This is a genomic window from Bacteroides fragilis NCTC 9343 (assembly GCF_000025985.1).
GTDB lineage: Bacteria > Bacteroidota > Bacteroidia > Bacteroidales > Bacteroidaceae > Bacteroides > Bacteroides fragilis.
This window is the reverse complement of record NC_003228.3, coordinates 4,015,098-4,040,140: the sequence shown is the minus strand read 5'-3', so window position 1 is coordinate 4,040,140 and position 25,043 is coordinate 4,015,098. Positions and strand designations below refer to the sequence as shown.

At 42.1% G+C, this 25,043-nt stretch carries 20 protein-coding genes; 4 read left to right on the top strand and 16 right to left on the bottom strand.

Features of this window, described 5'->3' with window-relative positions:
- Positions 1-820: 820 nt before the first annotated feature.
- From BF9343_RS16525 to BF9343_RS16515, 3 genes are all read right to left on the bottom strand, one after another.
- Entirely contained in the window at positions 821-1,177 is a 357-nt protein-coding gene (locus BF9343_RS16525) for a hypothetical protein (RefSeq protein ID WP_005790457.1), read from the bottom strand.
- A 30-nt stretch (positions 1,178-1,207) separates the two neighbouring features.
- Positions 1,208-2,914 (bottom strand): hypothetical protein, encoded by a 1,707-nt coding sequence (locus tag BF9343_RS16520; protein WP_041926254.1) that lies wholly within the window; start codon positions 2,912-2,914, stop codon positions 1,208-1,210.
- Between the two features lie 927 nt (positions 2,915-3,841).
- The gene (locus BF9343_RS16515) at positions 3,842-4,297 is read right to left on the bottom strand and encodes a helix-turn-helix domain-containing protein (RefSeq protein WP_005802441.1); all 456 of its coding nucleotides are present in this window, start codon (positions 4,295-4,297) and stop codon (positions 3,842-3,844) included.
- Between the two features lie 199 nt (positions 4,298-4,496).
- On the opposite strand from BF9343_RS16515, the gene BF9343_RS16510 reads away from it, so the two are divergent.
- The gene (locus tag BF9343_RS16510; RefSeq protein WP_005790449.1) at positions 4,497-4,817 is read left to right on the top strand and encodes a hypothetical protein; all 321 of its coding nucleotides are present in this window, start codon (positions 4,497-4,499) and stop codon (positions 4,815-4,817) included.
- Between the two features lie 260 nt (positions 4,818-5,077).
- Here the strand turns inward: BF9343_RS16510 and BF9343_RS16500 are convergent, their stop codons facing one another.
- From BF9343_RS16500 to BF9343_RS16445, 13 genes are all read right to left on the bottom strand, one after another.
- Positions 5,078-6,202, bottom strand: coding sequence for a hypothetical protein (locus BF9343_RS16500; protein ID WP_010993406.1), 1,125 nt, complete (start codon positions 6,200-6,202; stop codon positions 5,078-5,080).
- A gap of 3 nt (positions 6,203-6,205) precedes the next feature.
- Positions 6,206-7,066, bottom strand: a complete 861-nt coding sequence (gene yhdJ / locus BF9343_RS16495; RefSeq protein ID WP_010993405.1) for an adenine-specific DNA-methyltransferase — start codon at positions 7,064-7,066, stop codon at positions 6,206-6,208.
- 17 nt (positions 7,067-7,083) lie between these two features.
- Positions 7,084-7,470 carry a hypothetical protein gene (locus BF9343_RS16490; protein ID WP_010993404.1) on the bottom strand — a complete coding sequence of 129 codons (387 nt, stop codon included), beginning with the start codon at positions 7,468-7,470 and terminating at the stop codon, positions 7,084-7,086.
- Positions 7,471-7,791: 321 nt separating this feature from the next.
- Positions 7,792-8,823 carry a BT_3987 domain-containing protein gene (locus tag BF9343_RS16485; protein WP_010993403.1) on the bottom strand — a complete coding sequence of 344 codons (1,032 nt, stop codon included), beginning with the start codon at positions 8,821-8,823 and terminating at the stop codon, positions 7,792-7,794.
- A 12-nt stretch (positions 8,824-8,835) separates the two neighbouring features.
- Positions 8,836-10,017: a DUF1735 and LamG domain-containing protein gene (locus tag BF9343_RS16480; RefSeq protein ID WP_010993402.1), complete on the bottom strand. Its 1,182-nt coding sequence runs from the start codon at positions 10,015-10,017 to the stop codon at positions 8,836-8,838.
- 23 nt (positions 10,018-10,040) lie between these two features.
- Positions 10,041-11,081, bottom strand: coding sequence for an endo-beta-N-acetylglucosaminidase family protein (locus BF9343_RS16475; RefSeq protein WP_005790443.1), 1,041 nt, complete (start codon positions 11,079-11,081; stop codon positions 10,041-10,043).
- Positions 11,082-11,112: 31 nt separating this feature from the next.
- Positions 11,113-12,741, bottom strand: a complete 1,629-nt coding sequence (locus tag BF9343_RS16470; protein ID WP_010993401.1) for a RagB/SusD family nutrient uptake outer membrane protein — start codon at positions 12,739-12,741, stop codon at positions 11,113-11,115.
- 20 nt (positions 12,742-12,761) lie between these two features.
- On the bottom strand, positions 12,762-16,031 hold the full coding sequence (locus BF9343_RS16465; protein WP_010993400.1) for a SusC/RagA family TonB-linked outer membrane protein: 3,270 nt from the start codon (positions 16,029-16,031) through the stop codon (positions 12,762-12,764).
- 180 nt (positions 16,032-16,211) lie between these two features.
- Positions 16,212-17,201: a FecR family protein gene (locus tag BF9343_RS16460; RefSeq protein ID WP_005802446.1), complete on the bottom strand. Its 990-nt coding sequence runs from the start codon at positions 17,199-17,201 to the stop codon at positions 16,212-16,214.
- 46 nt (positions 17,202-17,247) lie between these two features.
- On the bottom strand, positions 17,248-17,787 hold the full coding sequence (locus BF9343_RS16455) for an RNA polymerase sigma-70 factor (RefSeq protein WP_005797853.1): 540 nt from the start codon (positions 17,785-17,787) through the stop codon (positions 17,248-17,250).
- 649 nt (positions 17,788-18,436) lie between these two features.
- The gene (locus BF9343_RS16450; RefSeq protein WP_010993399.1) at positions 18,437-19,771 is read right to left on the bottom strand and encodes an NADP-specific glutamate dehydrogenase; all 1,335 of its coding nucleotides are present in this window, start codon (positions 19,769-19,771) and stop codon (positions 18,437-18,439) included.
- A gap of 164 nt (positions 19,772-19,935) precedes the next feature.
- Entirely contained in the window at positions 19,936-20,112 is a 177-nt protein-coding gene (locus BF9343_RS23050) for a hypothetical protein (protein WP_002562412.1), read from the bottom strand.
- Entirely contained in the window at positions 20,109-22,397 is a 2,289-nt protein-coding gene (locus BF9343_RS16445) for an NADP-dependent malic enzyme (protein ID WP_005790429.1), read from the bottom strand. The genes BF9343_RS23050 and BF9343_RS16445 overlap by 4 nt, the downstream gene beginning before the upstream one ends.
- A gap of 339 nt (positions 22,398-22,736) precedes the next feature.
- Between BF9343_RS16445 and BF9343_RS16440 the strand changes: the two genes are divergently transcribed.
- From BF9343_RS16440 to rny, 3 genes are all read left to right on the top strand, one after another.
- Complete coding sequence (locus tag BF9343_RS16440) at positions 22,737-23,030, top strand: hypothetical protein (protein ID WP_010993398.1); 294 nt, start codon at positions 22,737-22,739, stop codon at positions 23,028-23,030.
- Positions 23,031-23,045: 15 nt separating this feature from the next.
- Positions 23,046-23,339 carry a cell division protein ZapA gene (locus tag BF9343_RS16435; RefSeq protein ID WP_005790425.1) on the top strand — a complete coding sequence of 98 codons (294 nt, stop codon included), beginning with the start codon at positions 23,046-23,048 and terminating at the stop codon, positions 23,337-23,339.
- A gap of 108 nt (positions 23,340-23,447) precedes the next feature.
- Positions 23,448-24,983, top strand: coding sequence for a ribonuclease Y (rny, locus tag BF9343_RS16430; RefSeq protein WP_005790424.1), 1,536 nt, complete (start codon positions 23,448-23,450; stop codon positions 24,981-24,983).
- Positions 24,984-25,043: the final 60 nt, after the last annotated feature.

Below are 25,043 nucleotides of genomic sequence, written 5' to 3'. Positions count from 1 at the left end.
TAATACAGATAAAAAGCAATAAAATTCTTCTTTTTACAGACTCGTACTTTTCTTTCTCCGGATCAACTAGGACGGTAGAAGTGAGAAATGGCTGGTTTCTTTGGCGAAGAACCGCTCTTTTGAGTCGGTAGAGCCTTGCTTTTCCGGAAAACAAGTAAGCATTTACCTCAAAACAAGTAAGCATTTGCCTTGAAAGACGGTTACATTTTCCTAATTTGCTTACTTCTTTTTTAAATATCTCCTAATGTTTTGGCAGATTACATATATTGTTATGCAAATCGGGCGATAAGAGCACGGATTTTCTTCCCGTTGCTTGCCGGAAAGTATCCTGTCCGAAGTGTGTAAAAGAATGGTATTCTACTCTAACAAGGAGATTACGGCGGATAATACTCCTTTATTGTTTCTATTTGATAAGGAAGCAGCTGAATGACCTGTTGAAATGATAATCGGGGAATCGTCTGTGAGCCGTTTTTCCGAACTTCATCAGAGACGTGCCCGAAAGAACGGGATATAGAGCCATTGGATTATCATTTTGACATTTTGGCACTTTGACATTTGCTCTCAAACACTTTCTATGACAACCCTATGTCAGTAAGTCTAATATATCCAGATAACCATGTTCCGGTATTGTAGTCGTCCTTGCAGATTAGAGGAAGTTATACTTTTATTGCTGGTTAGAAATTTCATGTTTTTAATAAAGCGCAGAAACATATTACCACTTCATATTAAAGGTCTGGGGTATCTTCTTTCCTTATTAAAAGATGGTTTTGACAGGTTCAAGCTGAATCTGTCAAAACCATTCTGGGTTTAAATATTATAATCATTCTCTTCCAATGACCTGACGAGATTCGCCATATGTCACTGTTGTTGTTTTATCCGGTCTAACCTGTATTCCGATGTCCGAATACATATCAGAAGAATCATCAGAGGGTTTTATATAATAATTCCCTATATTCAACGATACTTTCAATACTCCATTAACATTCGGGGATTCTACTAAAATGGGGTACTTAGTATTCTCCATCGAACAAATAGCAACTTTGAGTCCCTTTGTCGGTTTGGCGAATGTTATAACGAGCTTACCTTGTAACTCCTCTGCATCGTTAGAGCATGATGATACACCTAGTAGTATTCCAGCCAATATCAGGCACAACCACGTAATTCTTAATTTTTTCATTATTCTTATCGGTTTAAATTAAATATATTCTTAATGACGGATATAAACGTTCTCCGTTATACTATAAATGGGATTTAACAAAAATGTTTTCGTTACTACTGTTGCAGCCGCACCATCATGCGGTTCAATTAGAAGCGTGAAGCGTACTGCACATTTAAATGGTTTTTCATCAAATGGAGGAACCTCTTCAGGGCTTGATTGCCCAAAATAAAGTCCACACTTAATTTCATTGGGATCAACATACCCCTTCTCGTCACCAAATTCTTCTACCTTAGCATTGGTAGTAACACTTCTTGCTTTGTCTTCTACAAAAATCAACAATTCTTGTTTCTGTATTTTTATATTTACAATATCTCGAATAGAAGGATTAAATTCGAGATATTGCGAAAAATCTCTGGGAGAAAAGCTAACTGTCTCATTTATTACAGTTTCTCCTTCGTCAACAACATTAAGAATCCGTATATCCCTCTTGCCGGTAATTGTTATATTCCCCTTTACAAAATTAAATATCCCTAAACTTTCATTATACAAAGGAAGATAGCCTATCGCAGTTGGTGGTATTGAAGTTCCAGGCATCCAAAAAGATGTAGGACTTGATGGGAAAGAGCCACTATTTAATCCGGTTCCTTCCAAGTTGATATTAGCTTTAATATTCAAACTAACAAGTTGTGGGCTCTCACCTTTTTTAAACATAGCACTAAAAATACCAATTATTTGTCTCGGTAATCCATTTGCACTATTAGTTATAGCACTTCTTATCCCTTTTAGGGCAGCTTTAAAAATAGAATTGGGTAAACCCAAGTTATTCTGTCCGGTATCTTCATTTATAGTATTCTTGGTAAGGAAATTCTCGCCGAGTCCTGCAACAACTCCTGTACCCGCCACTTTGGCAACATCACCTACAGCTTTTCCTAGATTTGAAAAAATATTATTTTCAGAGGAACTACCAATTGTTCCCTTAATCGTTCCAACAAGATCTCCACCCAGTTTTATTTTTTCGACATTATGATAATTCATATACCAAGCCATTTGAATGGAGTTATAGGGTAGCTTGCTTATTCCTTTATCATAAGCTAATTCATATTGTACCATATACCATTTATTTGAGGCTAAAGGAAGAGAACCATCATCCGGAGCCGGTTGCATTTGTGAATAAGTTTGCTTTGGTTTATCCGTATCTATAATATATTCCCCCATAAAATTGAGCATAGAGGATTTATAACCACTGGAAGTAATTGAAAGGCCATCCTGAATATACGTTGATGGGGATATAAATGGTGTAGTGGTATAAAGAAAAATACGCATTAAACCACGATATTTATTATAAAGTATAAAATATGGATTTATCAACGGGCCTGTTGCTGTTGAATTAAAAGAATTATATAAAAGTAACCAGCCATCTGATGCCTTTCGATCATTAACAACATCTATTCCATAGACAGATACTATACTACCTTGCCCTACCCAAGGACTGGGTATAGGACTTTGGCCTTTGGGGGTAGGCATCCAATCACAATTCTCCCAATCAAACTCTGGGGTCGGAATAGCACGTGTACTTATTGGTGTACTTTCATTCTCAATAAATAATTCATCCTTACATCCTGTTAAAGAAACCAAGAAAAAAAATATTAAAATATTCCATCTCACTATTTGGGATATATCCGTTGTTATAGCGCAGTTATTTATAAAATAGTGATGACTATTTTGCGGGAAATTTTTTATAACTAATTTTTTCATAATTAATTTTTTAGGTTAAACTATATTTAAGGAACTCTTTTCTTCTTTTTACGAAAGTCAGAATCTATAAAATGTTTATCCAAACTCTATAGAAATATCTTGGATAATTGGTGCTTTTGAGTCTGGCGCACTGCTTATTAGTGTTTTTTAATAATGTGATTGTAATACTATATTTTTTCCTAAACAATTAAAGAGCTTAGATATATTCTCACTTGTTAATACTCGGTATTCAACGATTCTATTATTCTTCTTTTGGGATAAGGCAACAAGTACGAGAGATAAACAGAGTGAATCAAATTTTTTCATAATTAAAATTAGTTTAGTTTATGCAAACTTACAAATTTTTTCTTGTTAGCAAAATACCTATTAGTTGGTATTTTATTAATGGAATAATAGAATTGTATGAAATTTGATTGAGAGTTGGCCAATAGGGACCAAAGCTCCTTTTTAGCTAGTGAGAAAGAGGAAGAATTCATTCTTTTCTCAATTTGGACTGAGAAGATAATATCTTCTTTTGCGTCAAATAAGCGATAAATCGTTTCATAACTGTCAATTCCTGATGCTTTCTTTATAGCTCTAATATAACTGTCTGTCAGTTATAAACTGATTAAAACTCTTTTTTTCTTTCCAGACCACATGCCGGCAGAAGTTTCTGATTGGATACGCCAAGCATATTCCATTGCTTTTTTTATGTATTTAATGATGTGTTAGCGGAAACAGATACATGTATACAATGTCATGTGGAATATACCCGGATCGAAGATTTGTCCGGAGAAACGGGTGAGGGATGCCCGCCCCGATGGAACTTGCACATAATAAGTAGGGTGTAGCCATCCGGGACCGATAGCTACACCCTAACCCCGGTATGGCTACACCCTAAGCATCGGATGGCTATACCCATTTATATGGAGAGATATGTTTGCGGAATTACTTTCCGTTGTTATTTTGCTGTTCCAGACCTTGAATCCGTTTTTCAAGCGCAGCATATTTTTCATCTTTCTCTTTGAGAAGACGCTCGTAGAGTTCGGTGATTTTATCAATCGGATTAAAAGTGTTAGTTATACTATCGTTGTTATATCCTGTAGATCCCATTGAGCTGTCTTTATTGTCATGCACATTATTTGTGATATTCTCAAATACCACAGAAGGTGCATCCTCTTCCAGCGTTTTCAGATATTCTACCGGCACATTCAGTGCCCTTGCGAATCTATTTAGCATTTCATCCTCAATCACCCGCATCTTCTCGTATTTGGATACATTCGGTTGTGTCATGTTTACGAGTGCTGCCAATGCGTCCTGCTTGATGTTTTTCTCGATCCGGGTGCGCCTTATGTTATGTCCGTGATGGACATTTACATTCTGTATTTCTTCTTCTGTTTCCATGTTCTTTTTGCTTTTTGAACAACGATTTCCGTTAAAATGTTCCGTTCGAAGCAAATATACGAAAAAATGGAATAAGATGAATAAAATGAATATTACTTTGCTTAAAAATAGAATATAAGGAATACGTATATGCTTGCAGAATCAACTGTTTTACGCTTATTTTACAGCTATTGAAATAACAACAATACTATTACACACTATGATCGGACTACTGACAACTAAAGAACTTGATTTCCTCACCAAACTGGCTGAACTTTTAAAAGAATACAGTGCCATAATATCTTACGGTCATTGTAGCGAACTGCGTATTCTTGTTTGTGCTGGTGACAGCGAAGATGTGGAAAAATATCCCATTATATTTGAGGACAGCTTTGATGAAAATGAGATTTATGATCTGTTGCGCAAAAACAGAAAACGGATCGAGGAGATTATCGAACGTGAAGTAGCTGAGGCTGTTCCCGAAGGAGAACTATCTCAGCCGGACGATCAGGCCGGATCAATGGCAGACCATTTTCACTAAAGATAGTAAGGAATATGAAATGCGTTCAGAGGCATAACATGGAGAAGGGTACTGCTTCACCTGTTTGTATATTAATGTGGAATAATGATAATGCCATTAATTTACTTAATACCTTCATTTATAGACTAACTAAAATAAATGTTGACGAAAAGAAAGAGATATTATTTCTTTCTTTCCCCAGCATCTATTTGCTTACCAGTACTCATAAGTTTGGTCCGCTTTGAATATATAAATAGAAAAGCAATATAGAGAATAGAAAACTAATCCTCTTCGCCTTCTTCCTCGTCATCGTAATTAAATTCAACTTTACTCTGAATAACAATTTCATCAAGTACTGCATTCAAGCAGCCATTCTTTTCAATTTCAGCAAAACATTCTTTTAATCGATGGATATTTATTATTTCTTCAATACACTCCATATACTTATCCACAATAGACTTTATAACATAAGTCTTAGTGGCATTTGCCCTCAATTGCGATATAATACATTCATTATCTTCAAGTGTCTTAATCACAAAGGTTATAGGAAACTTTTCAATTTTCTCTATATCTAGAAAATATTTTTTAAAATCTAAAGTTTCTGTTACCTGAAAGAAACGTCCTAAAGGCTTCATGACAAAATCAATACCACCATCATTTGCATTTGTTCTTCCTGTTTTATACAATTTCAGAGTTTCAGTATTTAGGTTTTCCATATCATATCCCCAAATAATATTTTGCTCTTTATAATAATGCTTCAATATAGCATAGCTCACAATTTCGAAAAGACGAGCATCAGCAGTAGGAGCTAGTAAACTAGATACAAAATCATGAATTTGTTCTGAACCTGTAGAAACTATGTCCTGAAGAATCTTGCATTGTTCAATAAAACGTTGAAAAGAATCTTGTTTTGCTTTTACATATTCGTCAATAATTTCTATTACGGCATTGGATATATTAACGATTGAGCCATGAACTTTTATCTTAAGTAGATTTTCATTAATCCAATATCTATTATTAGTTAGGTTTCTAATTATTGGAACAAAATCAGCTGTGGGAAAAAATTTTTGGAATTCTGCATTGGTACGATTATTTAAAGCATGATTCTGCAATTTACTACCAAATGGTAACTCTCTTTGTCTACGAAATAAATTCGTATATTGCGCACCCTCATATGTGGAATACCCGTTGGTATCAACAAATCCTTGTTGAATATAATCTTCAACAATAACATAAATAGCATACAGATTTGCAAAACTACCTCGCGATTTAGAACCTTTATTAGCTGATTTTGTCTTCTGATTGATATATTTTATCAGCATACTATTCTCAAATATATCTTCTCCATGCTCCCCAAAATATTTATTAAGAACTGATTTTATTACAGGTGTAAAATTGTGCTCCATATATTACATAAAATTTAATGTTGTTTGTTTGTCTCCATCTATAGCTTGTCTTTGATAGGTTTTTAACTCTCTCTGGATGGCTTCCCCGTTATATTCAGATGCTAATTCGAGCCTTCTCAATCCTATTTTTACATAATCTTCTTGTAGCTCTATACCTATGGCCCTTCTGTTTAAAGTTTTTGCAACAAAAGCTGTAGTGAATGTTCCTGAGAAAGGATCTAATATTAAGTCACCTTCATTTGAACTGGCTTTAATGATACGTTCTAACAATGCAACAGGTTTCTGTGTTGGATGATTTTCATATTCATCCATCCGATATCGTACTCTAGCAAATTCCCAGACATTACCTGGTACTTTCTCAGTACTATATGGCTGAGGTGGGTTTTTCCTATAATCGATCAAACCTCTTTTAGCACCAGTTTTAGCTTCTACTAAAATAGCTTCAGAATTGAATGTATAGTTATTCTTATCTTTCACACAAAAAAGTATAGGTTCATACATCGAACCAAAATAATTTTTTGCTTGAACTCCGGAACTATCATAATACCATATCAGACGTGACAGGATCGTTAACTTTTCTCTAAGATAAAGATCAAAAAAAGGCATAAACTGAGTGGAGGTCATTACATAAAAAGCACCTGATGGCTTCAATTTACGAATACATAAATCTAACCATTGATAACACCATGATAAATATTTATCATCAGTCTCCCATTTATCTATACAACCAGCAAAGTTCTTGCCTATATTGTATGGAGGATCTGCAAAAATCAAATCTACAGAATTATCTTCTATTTCATTTTTCAATGCTTCAATGGCATCCCCATGTATAATCTTATAACTATTAGTTCCCAGTAAATTCATTTGTGTAACATTCTATTTTATGCAAAAATACAAAAAGCCAAATTCAATGCAGCATTGAACTTGACTTTTTTACTGAAATCTAACAAAATAGAATCATTAGAGCTTTGTACCCTAACTATCTTTTGCCTTTGTTTCATTCGTACAGACTGATTTAGCTTATTCAATTGTTCCTTAAACCAGTCACTTACATTGATATGATTGATATTTAAAAACAATTTATTCTTATCAGTTGGTTTAATCCTAATTTGAGTAATAGACATGGTTTGTTGCAAAATCTCGCCCATGTTCTTGTGAACGTAGCTTTCAGCTATACTCAATGGAGTACCTATTATCATAGTTGCTGTTTGTAGATTCCCATAAGAAATGAAGCTTGGAATCTTTACAAGAATATACATATTGTTCATATATACTAAGCTATAAAATCAGTCCCTATCTATGGGGGCATCATATTGCTTCATAATAAAAAATATAAATATTATGTTTATTGTTTTAAAACACAGACGTTTATGCTGAGTTTTAAAGTGCATTACAGTATCCAAATAGTAACAATAAAGTAGAGATTATATGTCAAAAAATCAAATAAATATACCTATTTAAAAAGAAATATAATACAGTTGTATTGTAGCTTTGAATGTGCTGTCACATGGTTTTAAGGAAGGGGCGGGACTTATGAAATAACAGTCCCGCCCCTTCACGGCGTGAATAAAAAGTAATGAAATCTTGCTTTACCGGAAAGCTGTGACTTCATTTACATCAACGGAAAATCTGCCATTGAAGGCCATCATATTCTCGAAACGCACTTTAGTACATTCCACCGGTTTTTTAAAGCTTATATAAGCAATTCCATCCATACTCTTGCGGTCGAATACTCCATGGTTCACCCAATTCCCATCCGGTGTTTCAACCATCACTCTACAGGATTTGAGCATATACGAGCCGCTTGGAGAGGTGTTGGTGTCCAGCCTGAACCCTTTGAGCGATTGTTTTTCCGGTAGAATTATCGTCAGATAATTGTTCGCGTTGGAGGTATACCAGTTGTTGGCTGTGAAGTTGCCATCGTTTAGCGAACCTAATTTATCCGGGCGTATGTCCGATTTAAAACTGATTTCTTTGTTGAATCCTTTTCCTTCGATCTTTTTATTGCTTGAATCGATATTGTCCAGGCGTATAGAAAGATTTAGTTTCACAAAGTATGACGAGCGGGTTCGGGCGATGGCCAAATGTTCATGCGATCCTTCCATCGTCAGCTTTATGGCCATCACATAACCCGATAGGTTGTTTAACTTCTCAACATCCTTGAGGGTCAGTTTCACCGTTGTTTCCAGTTCGCCGGCTTTCAGCACACCGCCTTCAAAGGTGCAGTTTTCGCTCGGAAAAAGAGGTATTCCCTCCGCCATCTCTGGAAAATCGGTTACCAGTTTGTCTTCTTTCATAAGATTGACTTTGATATCTTCTTTGTAAGGCTTCGTCACTTTTACTTTGAACGAAAGTTCGTTCTTTCCCACCAGTGTGGTATTTACCAGGTCGTTGATTGCCTCCAACTGTGTATAAGGATTGCCGTAATATCCCAGGTACACCAGATCTGTGAACGGATCGATGCCGAGTTGCTCACGGATATCTTCTTCGATATACTTATTGTCCATTTGCCAACTTGTATCCTGATCTACGATCTGTATTTCGTCTTTACTGCACGATGCTGACAAAATGAGTAATAGAACCCATAAAATGCTTTGGGCGGATTTTATTCTTCTTTTCATTTTGAATTCCTTTTATTCTTGATTTACAATTACTAATTCATCTGCCGGGAATTTAACGTTTTCCACATATTCAATGCGGGCTTTCGTGGTTACATTCTCCGTACCGGCGGGGGCTTTCAGGTCTTTGGTCTCCATCTCTTTGCTCAGTGGCAGATACGAAATGAGATGCGGGGTTGCAGGGTCCATCGGGAGGTATAAGTAATCGTTGATTTCCGACTCTGTCAGCGCCTTGTCCCATAAACGTATCTCGCGAAGATAGTCGTTACGGTAACCGGAGTTTCCGACTACGATCATGCTGTTCTCGCCAAAGGTGATGGCACTGTTCTCAAAGACCTTCTGGACCTTTCCGTTGACATAGACTGTCGTTTTCTTATCCTTGTGCACATAGGTGATATGCAGCCATTTACCCGCTTGCAGAGGCATTTGAGTCCATGTGTCGTCCCCGTCGCGTCCGTTTTTCACTTGTATGCCGGCAGTAGATGAAATGCGGGTATAGAATGCTCCTCCTGTTCCGTTGCTTAGATAGGCTGTGGTCAGGTTGCTTCGGGTCAGGCTGGAATAGATGGCGCTCATTTGAATGGTCCATTCGGCCTTTGTGTGCATTCCGACAGGTTTTATCCGGATGCCTTCTCCACCGCTGACTTTGGCTACCGACGAAAGGATGGAACGATTCAGGAGCAAGATCGCGCTGCGTTGTGAGGGAATCAGCGAATAGTTGGAAGCACCCGTGATGCTCAGGGGAATGGCGTATTTCTTACTGTCGGGGAAATCCTTGGAATTCAGTTGTCCTACTTTCACCATTATTTTTGCTGAAAAGTCACCGGCGGGTACCCGTATGCCTTCGGAGGCGGATAGCTCGTTTCCCTCTGCATCTGCCAGTTTAAAAGCGGAGGGGGGAAGGGGTTCATACGAGGCCCCGTTGTCCTTGTTGTATTTATCCAAGGCCTCTTTGTCATAACCCACTTGTATAGTCACCGGGCTTTGGCTGATATTGGCCAGCCGGGGTGTCAGATAGGTTATTCCGCCATCGGGCTCTAAAGTGAAGTTGACGATGCCTTTATTATCGGGTGTTTCCATGTATACTGCGTTTTCCGAGCCTGAACCTTCTCCGTCGGCATAGTCACAGGCGGAAAAGAGCGGGCAAAGTATGCCGATCGCAATAAACAGATATTTGTAAGATACGTTACATTTCATGTTTCAAACTGTTTTTAGGTTAATTATTTTACGGGAGGATTCATGATAGAGATGGCCTTTCTGATGTTAACATAGGCTTCGTCTTCAAATGCGTCTTCATTAATATGAAAGACTCCGATTCCTCCCACATTGCCTTGTTTGGAAGCCACGTAACCGGCGTATGTACCCGGGAATCTGCTTCGTGCACCGGGCTTGTTCTGAAAGCTTTCCGTAAATACGAGCTGTTCGGGTTTGATATTCAACCGGTTTTGGATATCATTGGTCCATCTCTCAAAACTGGAAGCCGATCCGTTGTAAGATTGAACGACAAAACGGTCGAAATACTGTGCCGCACGCGGGTCCAGCCAGTGGATAGAGCCGTTCAGATGAAACAGTTTGTCCGGGCCCAGCAGCTCGCGCATGGTCTTCATAAACAAGATTTCTTTCTCTTTATTATAATCGCGTGAGCAAGAAGTCAAATTGCCGCAATGGTTGCCCGGCTTGAACGGTGATGCGTATGACGGCTCATAGTCATAATCGAATCCGTCGTAGCCGTATTTGTTGATTGTGTCTACGATGGCTTGCGCATACTCTTTGATGGCTTGAGTATCATCGGCGGGCCATTGGTCGCGTCCCCATTTTATCTGGTCGCCTATATCTTCTATAATCCAGCCGATAATGACTTTGGTTCCTTTGGCCTGTACGCTCCGCAACTCTTTGATTTTTTCTTCGCTCAGAGAGTGCCAGTTTCCCCATATCGAAACAACATCCATGCTGTCCGGCAAAAGAGACAGGCGGGGATATTTTCCCGCTCCGTCCGGTTGCCAGGCATTGAACCACCCGAACATAATGGGGTGCTTGGTGCTTTTGTAAGCTCTCAGGTTCTCCAGGTATTTTTCGTAGGCAGCTTCGTTCTCTTTATGCCTTTTTTCTTCTTCGGCCCACTTGATGGAGTCGCGTTTGGAGTAAAGGTCACCCACTGCTTCGTTTTCTACATCGAGTTTCTCCGGTGAGGTCCAGTCATCGCATGCGACGAAGCCTACCAACAATGCTACTCCGATAAATGTAAAAATGGTATTTCTCATATTCATGTTTCTTTAATTTTCAGGTTCATTATTATTTGCTTTTTTTGTCCCACCATACTTTGGTGGCAGCATTGTCTACTCCTCCCAAATACTGGCTGATGGCGTTGTGGAGGTTTTCGCCGTTTTGTTCATATTCGGTGCGGGGATAGGGCAGTCTCCTTACGCCTCCCAGGTCGTATCCGTTTCCGATCAATACTGCGGAGTTCGTTTTATTTTCGGCAACGACTATTTGGCGGGGATATCCGGTACGTCTCCACTCGGTCCATGCCTCTTGACCGTTGGGGAAGATGGCGAGATATTTTTGAGTGATGATACGTTCCAGCTTTTCTTCTTCCGTAGCTCCGTTTTCCCAACGGATGGTGATGCTGCTCGGAGCATTGGCGCTCAACTCGCCGTTGGAGGTATCGGTGTAGTTGGCCGGTTTGCGGGTGGAGTCTTTCAGATAGGTTTCGGCCGACGAATTGTCCAGTCCATTCTCACTGAACGACATGCGGATGCCTGCGTTGTAGAAGTCGCCGGCACTGCCGCCCATATCGAATCCGGCCAGTGCCCCTTCGGCTTTCAAGAAGCATACTTCGGATGCTTTCATCCAATAGAGAGGGTCGTCTTCATGCACGTTCGGGCGTGTGAATCCGTTATAGGCGTCTCCGGACTTGGCGATCCCGCAACGTACGGCTTTGAAACCATTGTTTTTGACAAAGTATACGGCAGCGCGGGCGTCATTGTATCCTGCCAGGTAAGAATAGATGGTGGCCCCCATACGGGTGTCATTGTATTCTTCGTTGATCACTTTCAGCGGATTCTTCATCTGCAGGCCGGCTCCTTTACCCATCTGGGCTGCCAGTTCTTTACTGTTGATCAGGCCTGCGGGATGCTTCACGGCTTTCTCCGCATATTCTTTGGCGAGTCCCGCATCGGCAAAACGGACACGGATGGCCAGGCGGAGCATCAGCGAATTGGCAAAGCGCATCCATTTATTGACATCGCCGTTATAAACAATGTCGAAGGCAGGCAATACTTCTTTGCTCTTATTCGAGTAATCGTCCAGGGTTTGGACAGCCTCTTCCAGTTCTTTCAGAAAAGAGCGGTATACGCTTTCCTGAGAGTCGTATGCCACTTTAAAAGAACCTTTGCCCACTTGTGAGTAGGGAATCGGGCCGAACATATCCGTAGTGCGGTGCAGTGCCGCGATCTTGATGATCTGGGCCAAGGCATAAATCTCGTCATTTCTTGTCCCTTCATCCTGCGAGATGCGTTTTATCTGCATCCATGGCGAATATACATCCGTCACCATAAAAGAATACACATAGTTCACCCAGTTTTCGTACATGAAATAGTTGGTGAAATTCTTGCTGCCGTTGAATTTGTTGTCTCGGGGAGACATGTATCCCGCCCAGGCGTCACCGGCCAGATTTACTCCGATCTGATAGCGGTTTACCGGTTCTGTACTTTCTGAAGCGGTGCCGATGGGGATTACACTTTTTTCAAGATTGGGCAGGTAGGCTCCGTAAATAACTCCGTCCATCTTTTCATCTTCTTTCGTCGGAAGCAACGGGTTCCGGTTGATATCTTCGGATATACACGAGGTGCATAGTGTTGAACCCAAGAGGGCTATGACCGATAGAGTTCTCCACATATTCTTTACTTTATTTAATTTCATAGTGTTGCATTTTTTAAAGGTTATAATTCAATCTTCACGCTAAATCCCACACTACGCAAACTGGGTGGCATAAAGACATCTCCCCGGTTATAGGTACCTGTCGAAGAGGTCATTTCCGGATCGAATGGGGCTTTATTATAGATCATCCACAAATTGCGCCCGATGGCGGAAACTGTCAGCCGGTTGATCACATTTCCGAACCATTTGCCCGGTAGGGTATAGCTCAGGCTGGCTTCTTGAAGACGAATATTGGTTGCTTTGTATGCATAATATGCCATCAGTTGTTCGCCGCCGATGGTCGTATAATATTTTTCCGCGTCGTATTGGGTTCCGTTCACCCATACACCACCGTTCTGACGCGCTTTATAAGTGTCTTTCGATACACCGTAGTCGTCAAGGAATGCTTGGGTGGAAGAAGTGACAATACCCCCGAAACGTCCGTTGAACAGCAGGTCCAGAGTAATGTTGTTCCAGGTGACATTGTGTCTCCAGCCGATCGAGAAGTCCGGATTGACCGATCCTATCTTGATGCGTTGTGAGCGGTCTACTTTATATCCTCCTTCTTCTTCGATCAGTTTACCGTCTTTGCCCCTGGCAAGGATGCCTTTTACATATACGTCTCCGATGGCGTCCTTTTCCCGCAGGTAAACTCCTCCCTTATCTTGCAGGGTCAGTTCAGTGATGCTGAACAGCGAACCGTCCGAAGGGTTCTTATAGTCATGCACCATCTTCATGATTTTATTTCGGTTGGCTGTATAAGTCAGATTGGTGGCATATCCCACTTTTCCGAACCGGTCGTTATAGCCTAATGACAGTTCGATACCTTTGTTGCGCACTTTACCCGCCTGTACATAGAAGCCCGAGTATCCCGAAGCAGGAGACATGCTGGAAAGGAAGGTCTGGTTGTAGGTATCTGTCAGGTACACCGTGGCATCGATATTGATTTTGTTGTTGAAAAGTCTCAGGTTAGTTCCCAACTCATACGATTTGGTTTGTTCTGCTTTGAAGTTCGGGAAAGGATAGACAGATATCGGATTGATGACTCCGCCTTTCATGGGATCGGTGACAGTTCCGGGAGTCAATCCGGTATAGTTGATCGGTCCTCCTACTTCGGCGAAGGAAGCTCTCATCTTCCAGAATGAAATAAATTTAGGCAGACTTATCATCTCAGAGATTACGCCCGACACTCCGACAGAAGGATAGAAATAGGTGGGCTGGTCAGAGTTGACTAACTGGGAAGCCCATTCCTGTCGTCCGGTAAGTGTGAGGTAAAGCATGCTTTTATATCCCAGCTCGGTGCTTACAAAGACCGAATTGTTACGTGTATGGGTGTGCGATTGCGAACCGGGTCCGGAAGCCGGATCGAAGTTATAGGCAGAGAACAGGTTGGGGACGGTAAACAGTTTTCCTCCGATGCCCATGCCGGTGGTCAGGTGATCTTCATAACTGAATCCGGCATTTGCCGTCAGGTTGAAGTTACCGAAATTCTTGTTCACATTCAGCATAATATCCGCATAGGTCTGCTGATATTCTTCCATGCTCCGGTTGTAGGCTCCTTTGTCCGATTGGGCATGCAGCTTGATTGTCGAAGCGTGTAATTTGCGCTCGGAAGTAGTGTTGGTGTTATCCACACGTATACGTCCTGCTATGTTCAGCCAACTGAGAATATCGTATTTTACGTTGGCATAAAACATGTAACGTTTCTTTTTGGAAACAAACATTTCGCGGTTCACAATCCAGTACGGGTTTTCCAGATTCAGGCCCTGATCGCCATAAGACCATTCCTGTATGGGGAATTTTCGGTTGGTGTCATAGCGCTCGTACACTTTGACTGCTTCGAAATCTTCACCCCGCGGAAAGAGATACAGAGGTACCAGCGGATTAAAGTAACGCCCTGCCGACAGCATATTCTGGTCTCCCTGCAGAACATAACTGGCTCCCAGGTCGAGATGGAGTTTGTCATTCAGCATACTCGCGGTGTTGCGTAATGTGAAGTTGTAACGATAGTATTCGTTGTTGGGAATGATGCCGGTGGAGTTTGTTGTTGCCACCGATACGAACGTTTGATTATTTTTGTTTCCTACTGAAAAATTGGCGGCATTCATGATATTGGCTCCTGTCTTGAAGAAGTCTTTCGGGCGGAACGTTGAAGGCTGTTGCAGCATCTCACCCCAACTCTTGTATGATCCTTTTGCATTACCGTATCGATTTTGAAATTCCGGCATTACATACGGGGTCATAAACTCCGTATTGTTGGAGATCGAGATTTTCAGTTTGCCTTCCTGCCCTTTCTTGGTGTTAATCAGGATAACACCGTTGGCTGCCGATGAACCATACAGGGCTGCGGCGGCCGGACCTGTCAGTATCGATAGACTTTCGATGTCCTCCGGGTTGAAGTCGGAAATACCTTCACCTCCTCCCGGAGTGCTATAGTCATTGTTGATTTCGCCTTTTGAAGGGTTGCCGATAGGCATACCGTCCACCACGTAGAGCACATTATTGTTTCCTACGATAGACTTGGCTCCGCGCATGACAACACGGGTCGCCCCGCCGATGCCCGAGGAACTCCGGTTGATGGATACACCTGCAACTTTCCCGGTCAATCCGTTCACGAAGTTGGCATCTTTCACATCGTTGATAGCATCCGATTTTACCTGCTGAACACTATAACTCAATGCCTTTTCCGCACGTTTGATACCCAGTGCGGTAACAACTACTTCGTCCAGTGCCTTGGCGTCTTCTTCCAATACGACAGTTAGCGAAGAAGCATCGCCCACTGTAATATATTGGGTGGTATAGCCTACGTAGGAGAATTCAATGATATTTCCTTTGGCAGCCAGAATGGAAAATCGTCCGTCAAGACCGGTGACGGTTCCTGTGGGGCTGCCTTTGAAGGAGACGTTGACTCCGATCAAGGGATCTCCTTTGTCATCTTTCACTATCCCCGACAGTTTTTTGCTTTCGACTTCCACTTTTGATTGCGGAATAATCATGATATATTTGTCTTTGATTTTGTAGGAAAGCCCCGTTCCGGACAGGATAGAAGCCAGTGTCTTATCCAGAGATTCAGCATTAATATTCAGGTTAACGCGCTTGGTTTTCTCAAGTTTGGATTCGTTGAAAGCGATCAGATAATCAGATTGTTTCTCAACCTCCCGCAATGCTTCCTGCAACGTGATATTCTTTTTCTTGATTGTTATTTTTACGTTGTTTTGAGCAAAGGCAGCCGTTTGTAGAATAAAACAGCTAAAAATTATAAAAAAAATAGACTTTAATCGATAAAAATTCATAGATTTGAACGAATTTTAGTGTTAAATCATAATATTTATTTCCCAAAAAGTAAAGCATAAGCTTTAACGCAAAGAATTCAGATTTCATATCCGGAATCAGGTGGCCGCCTCTTTCCGGATACTTTTTTACATACTAAACAATTGTTTTTAAGGTTAAACAAATCAATATATTAAATCATTTTATTTTTTTGTCTCCGGTTTTATATAACATATATTTCCCTTCAGTTCATGACTGAATCCTCCCACAACTTCTTGCATAATGTTCAGGATATCTTCCAAAGTGGATTTTTCACGAAAACGGAAGTTGAATTTATCATCATTAAATAAATTGGCGTTATACTGGAAGGTGACTGCATAGCGTCTTTCCAGCTCGTTCAGGATTTCTGACATGGTGACGCCTCTGAATACGTACATTCCTTTTTGCCAGGCTGTTACGTCTTCGATGTTTGCTTCGGCGAGCCGGCTTTCTCCCGTACTTTTACGATAAGTGACCTGTTGTCCGGGAGTGACGATATAACTCTCTTTCCCATTGTCGCATTCCACTTTTATTTTTCCATGGATCAAAGTTGCAATCATTTCGTTCTCTTCCGGATAAGCAGCGACATTGAACTCAGTGCCCAAGGCTGTCACCGACATGGTACCCGATCTGACAATGAATGGCTGACCGGAGTTTTTCTTTACTTTGAAGTTGGCCTCACCGATTAGGTAAACTGTGCGGGTTTCACCTTTAAACTTTTCGGGGTAGAGCAAGATACTGCCCGAGTTGGTTTGTACTATGCTGCCGTCCGGAAGACGAAGGCTGCTCAGTCGTCCGTCCGGTGTTATGTTTTCAATAAGGGGAGCTTCGGCAAAGTGCTGTTTGGTCATTTGAAAAGTGACCGAAACTGATACGATCAGCAACGCTATGGCAGCCGCATAATGTGCGAAACGGATACGTGGCTGATGTCTGTCCCCGGAGTTGGCTCCGACTTTGGTATATACCGATGCAAGAGAATCCCAGGTAGTTTTGTCCACCTTTCCTTCCGTTTCGTTCCATAAATCGTGCAGTGCCGTCTCCTTTTCCCCGGCATGCTCCTGATCGAGCAGCCATCGGTGGATCTCTCCGGTGAGCTTTGGGTCGGGGTCGGAGGTGGCAAACAAACGGATGATTCTCTGAATATAATTCTTCATTTTTATAGCCTTTATATAGATAAGACAATTAGGTGTGACTGATTACTCAACCGAGATAGAAAAAAAATAGGGTGAGGAGTACTTTTTTTAAATCGATTAGTGCCAAATAGATGTGGCGCTCTACAGTGCGGATCGAAATATTCAGCTCGTCGGCGATTTCCTGATTACTTTTTTCCTGTGTCCGGCTCATTCGGAAGATTTTCCTCCTCTGTTCGGGCATATTGGCAATCGTAAGTTTTATCAGAAGTTCACTTTCCTTGGCATAAAGTTGATCGTGAATGTCAGTTTCGGATATAGCCGGCTCCTCTTTTGTGCATTGCTCCTGATAGGTCTGCCGGATTGATTTATGTTTTAGAAAGTTATAGATATGGTTGCGGACCATAGTATATATGTAGCTGTTCCAAGTTTCCTGATTTTCCCAAATCTCAGGATTAGTCCATAGTTTTGCGAATATATCCTGGGCTATATCTTCTGCATCTTCTTCTGACTTCAACAATTTCCATGCAAACGCTTTGACTTTGGGATAAGTCATAATGAAAAACTGCTCAAATTTCTTCTTCTTATTAGACTCGTTATTTAAAATCATTTAGTAGAATATAAGGCTGATTGTGATTTTTTCAAAAATAAGGCTTTGGTTTTTAAAATTCCAAAAGTAAATGGTTTAAAACAAACAAGCAAATTTTTAATAGATTAAAAAAAGAGACCTCTTTTTAGTTTTATGAAAGATTGAAACGATTGTTTTTATTTTTGTGATGCCGGCAACTTCTTTTATAGCAAACTGATAAGGCATCTGTTTGAACCGCCTGTTAATATTATTTTTTGTGACTGAACGGTTGGCGGAATATCGGCAGGAACTGAATGGGGAGACATATTCCGGTGCCGTTGGGAGTACCGGACGGAGGTCGGTAAAATGGTGGACGCGTGAAGGGAATTAAAAAAGCACTACTGGCTCTTCAATATAGTTGGTAATGCCTGTCAAGCCGTTTTCTATTCGGATTTTCGTATGGTTGCAACCAGATGAGGGATAGTTGTACTCGCAACGCCGGATGGCTCTGCCTGATTGGTTGCGGAGGTATGAAAGGGGGGGACATATGTGTGAAAGCTGTTCGATAGGGAGAGTTTCGAACCGGAGGTTATTGTAAAGAAGTAGTGTGGATTGTTTAAAATGAAAGCCCGTCCTCCTTTTAGGAGAAACGGGCTTTCTTTTACTATGACATTATTGGATTCTTTGCTGATTATACGATTCCTTGTGCCATCATTGCTTTGGCTACTTTCATGAATCCGGCAACGTTAGCACCCTTCACATAGTTTACGTATCCGTCCGGTTCGGTACCGTACTGTACGCAAGCTTCGTGAATGTTCTTCATGATGCTCTTCAGTTTTTCGTCCACCTCTTCCGAACTCCAGCTCAGTTTGATAGAGTTTTGAGTCATTTCCAATCCTGACACAGATACACCGCCTGCATTGGCTGCTTTACCCGGAGCGTACAGGATCTTAGCATCCTGGAACACTTTGATGGCTTCAGGTGTAGAAGGCATGTTAGCACCTTCCGATACGGCTATCACCCCGTTGGCAACCAACTTGCGTGCATCGTCTCCGTTAAGTTCGTTCTGAGTGGCTGAAGGCAGTGCGATATCACCCTTTTCACCCCAGGGGCGGGCTCCTTCAACATATTTACAACCATAAGTTTCGGCATATTCGCGGATACGTCCACGATAGAGGTTCTTCAACTCCATGATGTAATCCAGTTTGGCGCGGTCGATTCCGTCCGGATCGTAGATGTAACCATCGGAGTCGGACATGGTAACTACTTTACCACCGAGTTCCAATACTTTTTCGGCAGTGTACTGAGCCACGTTACCCGAACCGGAGATCAGGCATACTTTACCTTTCAGATCGGTTTCTTTGGTCTTCAGCATTTCCATCAGGAAGTAGATGTTACCGTAACCTGTAGCTTCCGGACGGATCAGTGAACCGCCGAATTCGCGTCCCTTGCCGGTGAATGTTCCGGTAAATTCGTGAGATAACTTCTTGTACATACCGAACATGAAGCCTACTTCGCGGCCACCTACACCGATGTCACCGGCCGGTACGTCGGTTTCAGGACCGATGTGGCGCCACAGTTCGAGCATGAAGGCTTGAGTGAAACGCATTACTTCGGCATTTGACTTTCCGCGTGGAGAGAAGTCCGATCCACCTTTACCGCCACCCATAGGCAATGTGGTCAGCGAGTTTTTAAATGTTTGTTCGAAAGCAAGGAATTTCAGAATACCAAGGTTTACAGAAGCATGGAAGCGGATACCTCCTTTGTACGGGCCGATGGCGTTGTTGTGCTGAACACGGTAACCCATGTTGGTCTGCACGTTGCCTTTATCGTCTACCCAAGTTACACGGAACTGGTATACTCTGTCTGGAATGCAAAGACGTTCAATCAGATTGGCCTTGTCGAATTCAGGATGTTTGTTGTATTCTTCTTCAATGGTAGAAAGAACTTCTTCTACTGCCTGATGATACTCCGGTTCGTTGGGGAACCTTCTCTTCAAATCTTCTAATACCTTAGCTGCATTCATAATTCTTTTTTCTTTTTAATATGATTGTTTTTAAATTCTATCGTCTCTGTTGATGACGTTGCAAAAGTAAACATAAAAATCGAACTAGCAAGCATTTTATAAAGAAAAACGGCATAAAACATCAAAATTGATATTTTATGCCGCAAAAAAGGAATAAAAAGATATTATTTATTCTTTTTAAGTGATTTATAGACGGGAATAAACACTAATGCTGCCGAAATGATAAGCATAAGTATGGTAGGACCGTCAATACGTTCGGCGTATACCAATACTATGTAACAAAGCGCCACCCAAAGCAGAATGATACAAACTATTTGTGATTTGGATAATGGCCGTTTCATTTATTAGCTTTTTTCTTTTCTACAATAGCGTCGATCACAGCCACGGCTGTGATGTTTACGATGTCGCGTACCGAGCTTTCTATATCCGTAAAGTGGATAGGTTTGTTCAGTCCCATCTGGATCGGGCCGATGAATTCGGTATCCGGGTCCATGGCTTGCAGCAGCTGATATCCTGCGTTGGCAGAACTCAGGTTGGGGAATACCAATGTATTGACATCCTTGCCGTTGAGGCGGGTGAAAGGGTACTTAGAGTCACGGAGCTCGCGGTTCATGGCGAAGTTCACCTGCATTTCACCGTCAATTGCCAGTTCGGGATATTCCTGTTGCATATAGGCCACTGCCTCGTGTACCTTCAGCGGGCTTCCTGCCTGGTCGGAACCGAAGTTGGAATAGCTCAGCATGGAGATCACCGGAGTATGATTGAAGAATCTGACAGTTTGATCGGCCAGTTTGGCTATATCTATCAAAGTGGAAGTATCCGGATGACGGTTGATCAAAGTGTCAGCCAGGAAGTAAGTTCCCTTTTTGGAGTTCAGGATGTGCATGGTTCCGAAATGTTTGTATTCCGGACGGATGCCGATAACTTCTTTCGCTACTTTGATGGTATTGCTGTATTTGGTGTACAGTCCGGTGATGAAAGCGTCTGCGTCTCCGGTTTCAACCATCATCATACCGAAGTAGTTGCGCTCGAACATCTTGTCGTTGGCCTCTTCGTATGTAGCACCTTCGCGGGCACGCTTCTGAGAGAGGATGTGTGCATAGCGCTCACGGCGTTCCGCTTCACGGTCGTGGCGGAGGTTGATGATTTCGATTCCGTCCAGGCTCAGGTCGAGTTCTTTGGCCAGTTTCTCGATGCGCTCTTCGTTACCTAATATAATAGGATGGCAGATTCCTTCCGATTTGGCTTCGACAGCAGCTTTCAACATGTTGGGGTGTCCGCCTTCGGCAAATACCACACGTTGCGGATTGCGACGGGCCGTGTCGTAGAGTTGGCGGGTCAGCTGAGATTCCTGTCCCATCAATTCGCGGAGATGTGTTTTATAATCATCCCAGTTCTCTATATTCTTACGGGCAACACCACTCTCCATAGCGGCACGGGCCACGGCGATGGATACTTCCGTGATCAGGCGGGGATCTACCGGTTTCGGAATAAAATATTCCGGACCGAAGGTGAAGTTGTTCACATGGTAGGCTTCGTTCACTACATCGGGTACGGGCTGTTTGGCCAGATTGGCAATGGCGTGTACAGCGGCAATTTTCATCTCTTCATTGATCGCTTTCGCTTGCGTGTCGAGAGCTCCGCGGAAGATATACGGGAAACCGATTACATTATTAATCTGATTGGGATAATCCGAACGTCCGGTTGCCATCAATACGTCCGGACGGGCTGCCATGGCGTCTTCGTAAGAGATTTCCGGGGTCGGGTTTGCCAGGGCAAAGACGATAGGCATCGGAGCCATGCTGCGCACCATATCCTGCGACAAAGTGTTTCCTTTGGAGAGTCCTAAGAATACGTCGGCATCTTTGATGGCTTCGGCCAGTGTGTGAATATCGGTACGGTCGGTTGCGAAATAACGCTTCTGTTCGTTCAGGTCGGTGCGTGCCTTGCTGATAACACCTTTGCTATCGAGCATGACAATGTTTTCAAGGCGTGCGCCCAATGATACATAAAGCTTCGTACACGATACGGCCGAAGCACCTGCACCGTTAACTACGATTTTTACATCTTCAATCTTTTTACCGGCTACTTGCAAGGCATTGACCAATCCCGCACTGGAGATGATGGCCGTTCCGTGCTGGTCGTCATGCATTACGGGAATGTCGAGTTCCTCTTTCAGGCGGCGTTCTATTTCAAAACATTCGGGTGCTTTGATATCTTCCAGGTTGATACCCCCGAAAGTAGGGGCGATGGCTTTGACGGCTTCGATAAATTTGTCGGGGTCTTTTTCATTGACTTCGATATCGAATACATCGATTCCTGCATAGATTTTGAAAAGCAAACCTTTACCTTCCATTACCGGTTTGCCGCTAAGAGCGCCGATATCACCCAATCCCAGAACAGCTGTACCGTTTGAGATAACAGCTACCAGATTGCCTTTGGCTGTATATTTATAAGCATCTTGTGGGTTCTTTTCTATTTCGAGGCATGGTTCTGCCACGCCGGGAGAGTAAGCGAGAGATAAGTCGGTTTGTGTACTGTAGGGTTTGGTAGGTACCACCTCAATTTTACCGGGTTTGCCCTGTGAATGATAGAGCAATGCGGCTTCTTTGGTTATTTTAGCCATGATTATGCGTTTTAATAAAGGTTATCATTTGCCCGCAAATGTAGGAATAAAAGTTCGAAATCGTAGTCTATCTGATATAAATTCTATTAAATTAATAACAAAAAGCCACAAAAAGATGAAAATGTATCCGGTTTTTTGCACTCTTATTGCATATTTATAACAAATCGGTTGTCGATTTTGGATAATTGTGCTTGTAGCGGGCTTTTATATAATTAGGAGTCGGGGGAGGTAAAGGAAGTCCCCCGGATAACTATTTTCACTATAAATGACTATTTTCCGCCGAAAAGTTTTTGTAATATCAGAGTTAATCGTATTTTTGTGTACAATTTTGGTGTAGTGATGACAGAAGAAGAAAAGAAGCTATTAAGTACCTTTGAAGCAAGGCTGCGGCATTTAATCTATCTGCACGATGAATTAAAGCGCGAAAATGCTGAGTTAAAGCAACTTCTCGAAGATGAGAAGTCCGAACTCGAAAAGGCGAGAGCTGAATACAAAGCGTTAGAATCAAGCTACACAGACCTAAAAACAGCTACGACAATCAGCCTTAACGGCAGCGACGTAAAAGAGACGAAGCTGCGATTGTCCAAATTAGTGCGTGAAGTCGATAAATGCATCGCTTTGTTGAATGAATAACATAAAAAAGGATGTATGAACGATAAAATAAAAATAAACCTGCAAATAGCGGATTCTTATTATCCTCTCACCATTAACCGTGATGAGGAAGAGACCGTAAGAGAAGCGGCAAAGCAGGTAAATATCAGGCTCAATGCGTATCGGGAGCACTACAGGAACGTGGCTCCGGAGAAGATTATAGCTATGGTGGCATATCAGTTTTCACTGGAGAAACTACAGTTGCTGCAACGTAATGATACCCAACCGTATACGGCCAAGATAGAAGAACTTACGGAAATGCTGGAAGAGTATTTCAGGAACGAGGAATAACTGTTTCCATTTTTATAAAGAAAATCCACGCACTGCTAAAGATGCCCGAAAGAGGAAGCTCTCGGGTATTTGGCAGTGCGTTTTTATTTATATTTAAATTAAATTACAATGTTAGTAACAATAGTAGCATCCATTGCATGCTTCATCGTAGGAGGAATCTTATCGTACGTATTGTTTAAATACGGACTAAAGGCCAAATATGATAATGTCCTGAAAGAAGCAGAGACAGAAGCGGAAGTGATTAAGAAAAACAAACTGCTGGAAGTGAAAGAGAAGTTTCTCAATAAGAAAGCAGATTTGGAGAAAGAGGTAGCTCTACGTAACCAAAAGATCCAACAGGCCGAAAATAAGTTGAAGCAACGTGAAATGGTGCTTAGCCAGCGCCAGGAAGAGATTCAGCGTAAAAGAGCCGAGGCTGATGCGGTCAGAGAAAATCTGGAAGCTCAATTGGGTATTGTAGACAAGAAGAAAGAAGAACTGGACAAACTCCAGCATCAGGAGATTGAGAAGCTGGAAGCACTTTCCGGTTTGTCGGCCGACGAAGCCAAAGAACGTCTGGTAGAGTCACTGAAAGAAGAAGCGAAAACCCAGGCACAGTCTTATATCAATGATATCATGGATGATGCCAAGTTGACCGCAAGTAAAGAGGCTAAACGCATCGTGATACAGTCTATACAGCGTGTGGCTACAGAAACAGCTATTGAAAACTCAGTAACTGTATTCCACATTGAATCGGACGAAATCAAGGGACGCATCATCGGACGCGAAGGCCGCAATATCCGTGCTCTCGAAGCTGCTACCGGTGTTGAAATCGTAGTAGACGATACCCCCGAGGCTATCGTTCTTTCTGCGTTCGACCCTGTTCGCCGTGAAATAGCCCGTCTGGCATTGCACCAGTTGGTTACTGACGGACGTATCCACCCGGCACGCATCGAAGAGGTGGTTGCCAAAGTGCGTAAGCAAGTGGAAGAAGAGATTATCGAGACAGGTAAACGCACCACTATCGACCTTGGTATACACGGATTACATCCGGAGTTGATTCGTATCATCGGTAAAATGAAATATCGTTCGTCTTACGGACAGAACCTGTTGCAACATGCTCGCGAAACGGCTAATCTTTGTGCTGTGATGGCATCCGAACTGGGACTGAATCCGAAAAAGGCAAAACGTGCCGGATTGCTGCACGATATTGGTAAGGTGCCCGATGAAGAACCGGAATTGCCACATGCTTTGTTAGGTATGAAGCTTGCTGAGAAGTTTAAGGAAAAACCGGATATTTGCAACGCTATCGGTGCTCACCATGATGAAATAGAAATGACCAGTCTGCTTGCACCTATCGTACAGGTGTGTGATGCTATTTCAGGAGCACGTCCGGGTGCACGCCGTGAAATTGTTGAAGCTTATATCAAGCGTCTGAACGATCTGGAACAATTGGCTATGTCTTATCCGGGTGTGACCAAGACTTATGCCATTCAGGCAGGACGTGAACTTCGCGTCATTGTCGGAGCGGATAAGATAGACGATAAGCAGACGGAGAATCTGTCGGGTGAAATTGCGAAGAAGATTCAGGATGAGATGACCTACCCGGGACAGGTGAAGATAACCGTTATCCGCGAAACACGTGCGGTGAGCTTTGCAAAGTAAAGATTGAAAAAGAAAATGTTTAGGATAAGGGCGAAGCAATTCGCCCTTTTTTAATTCTCC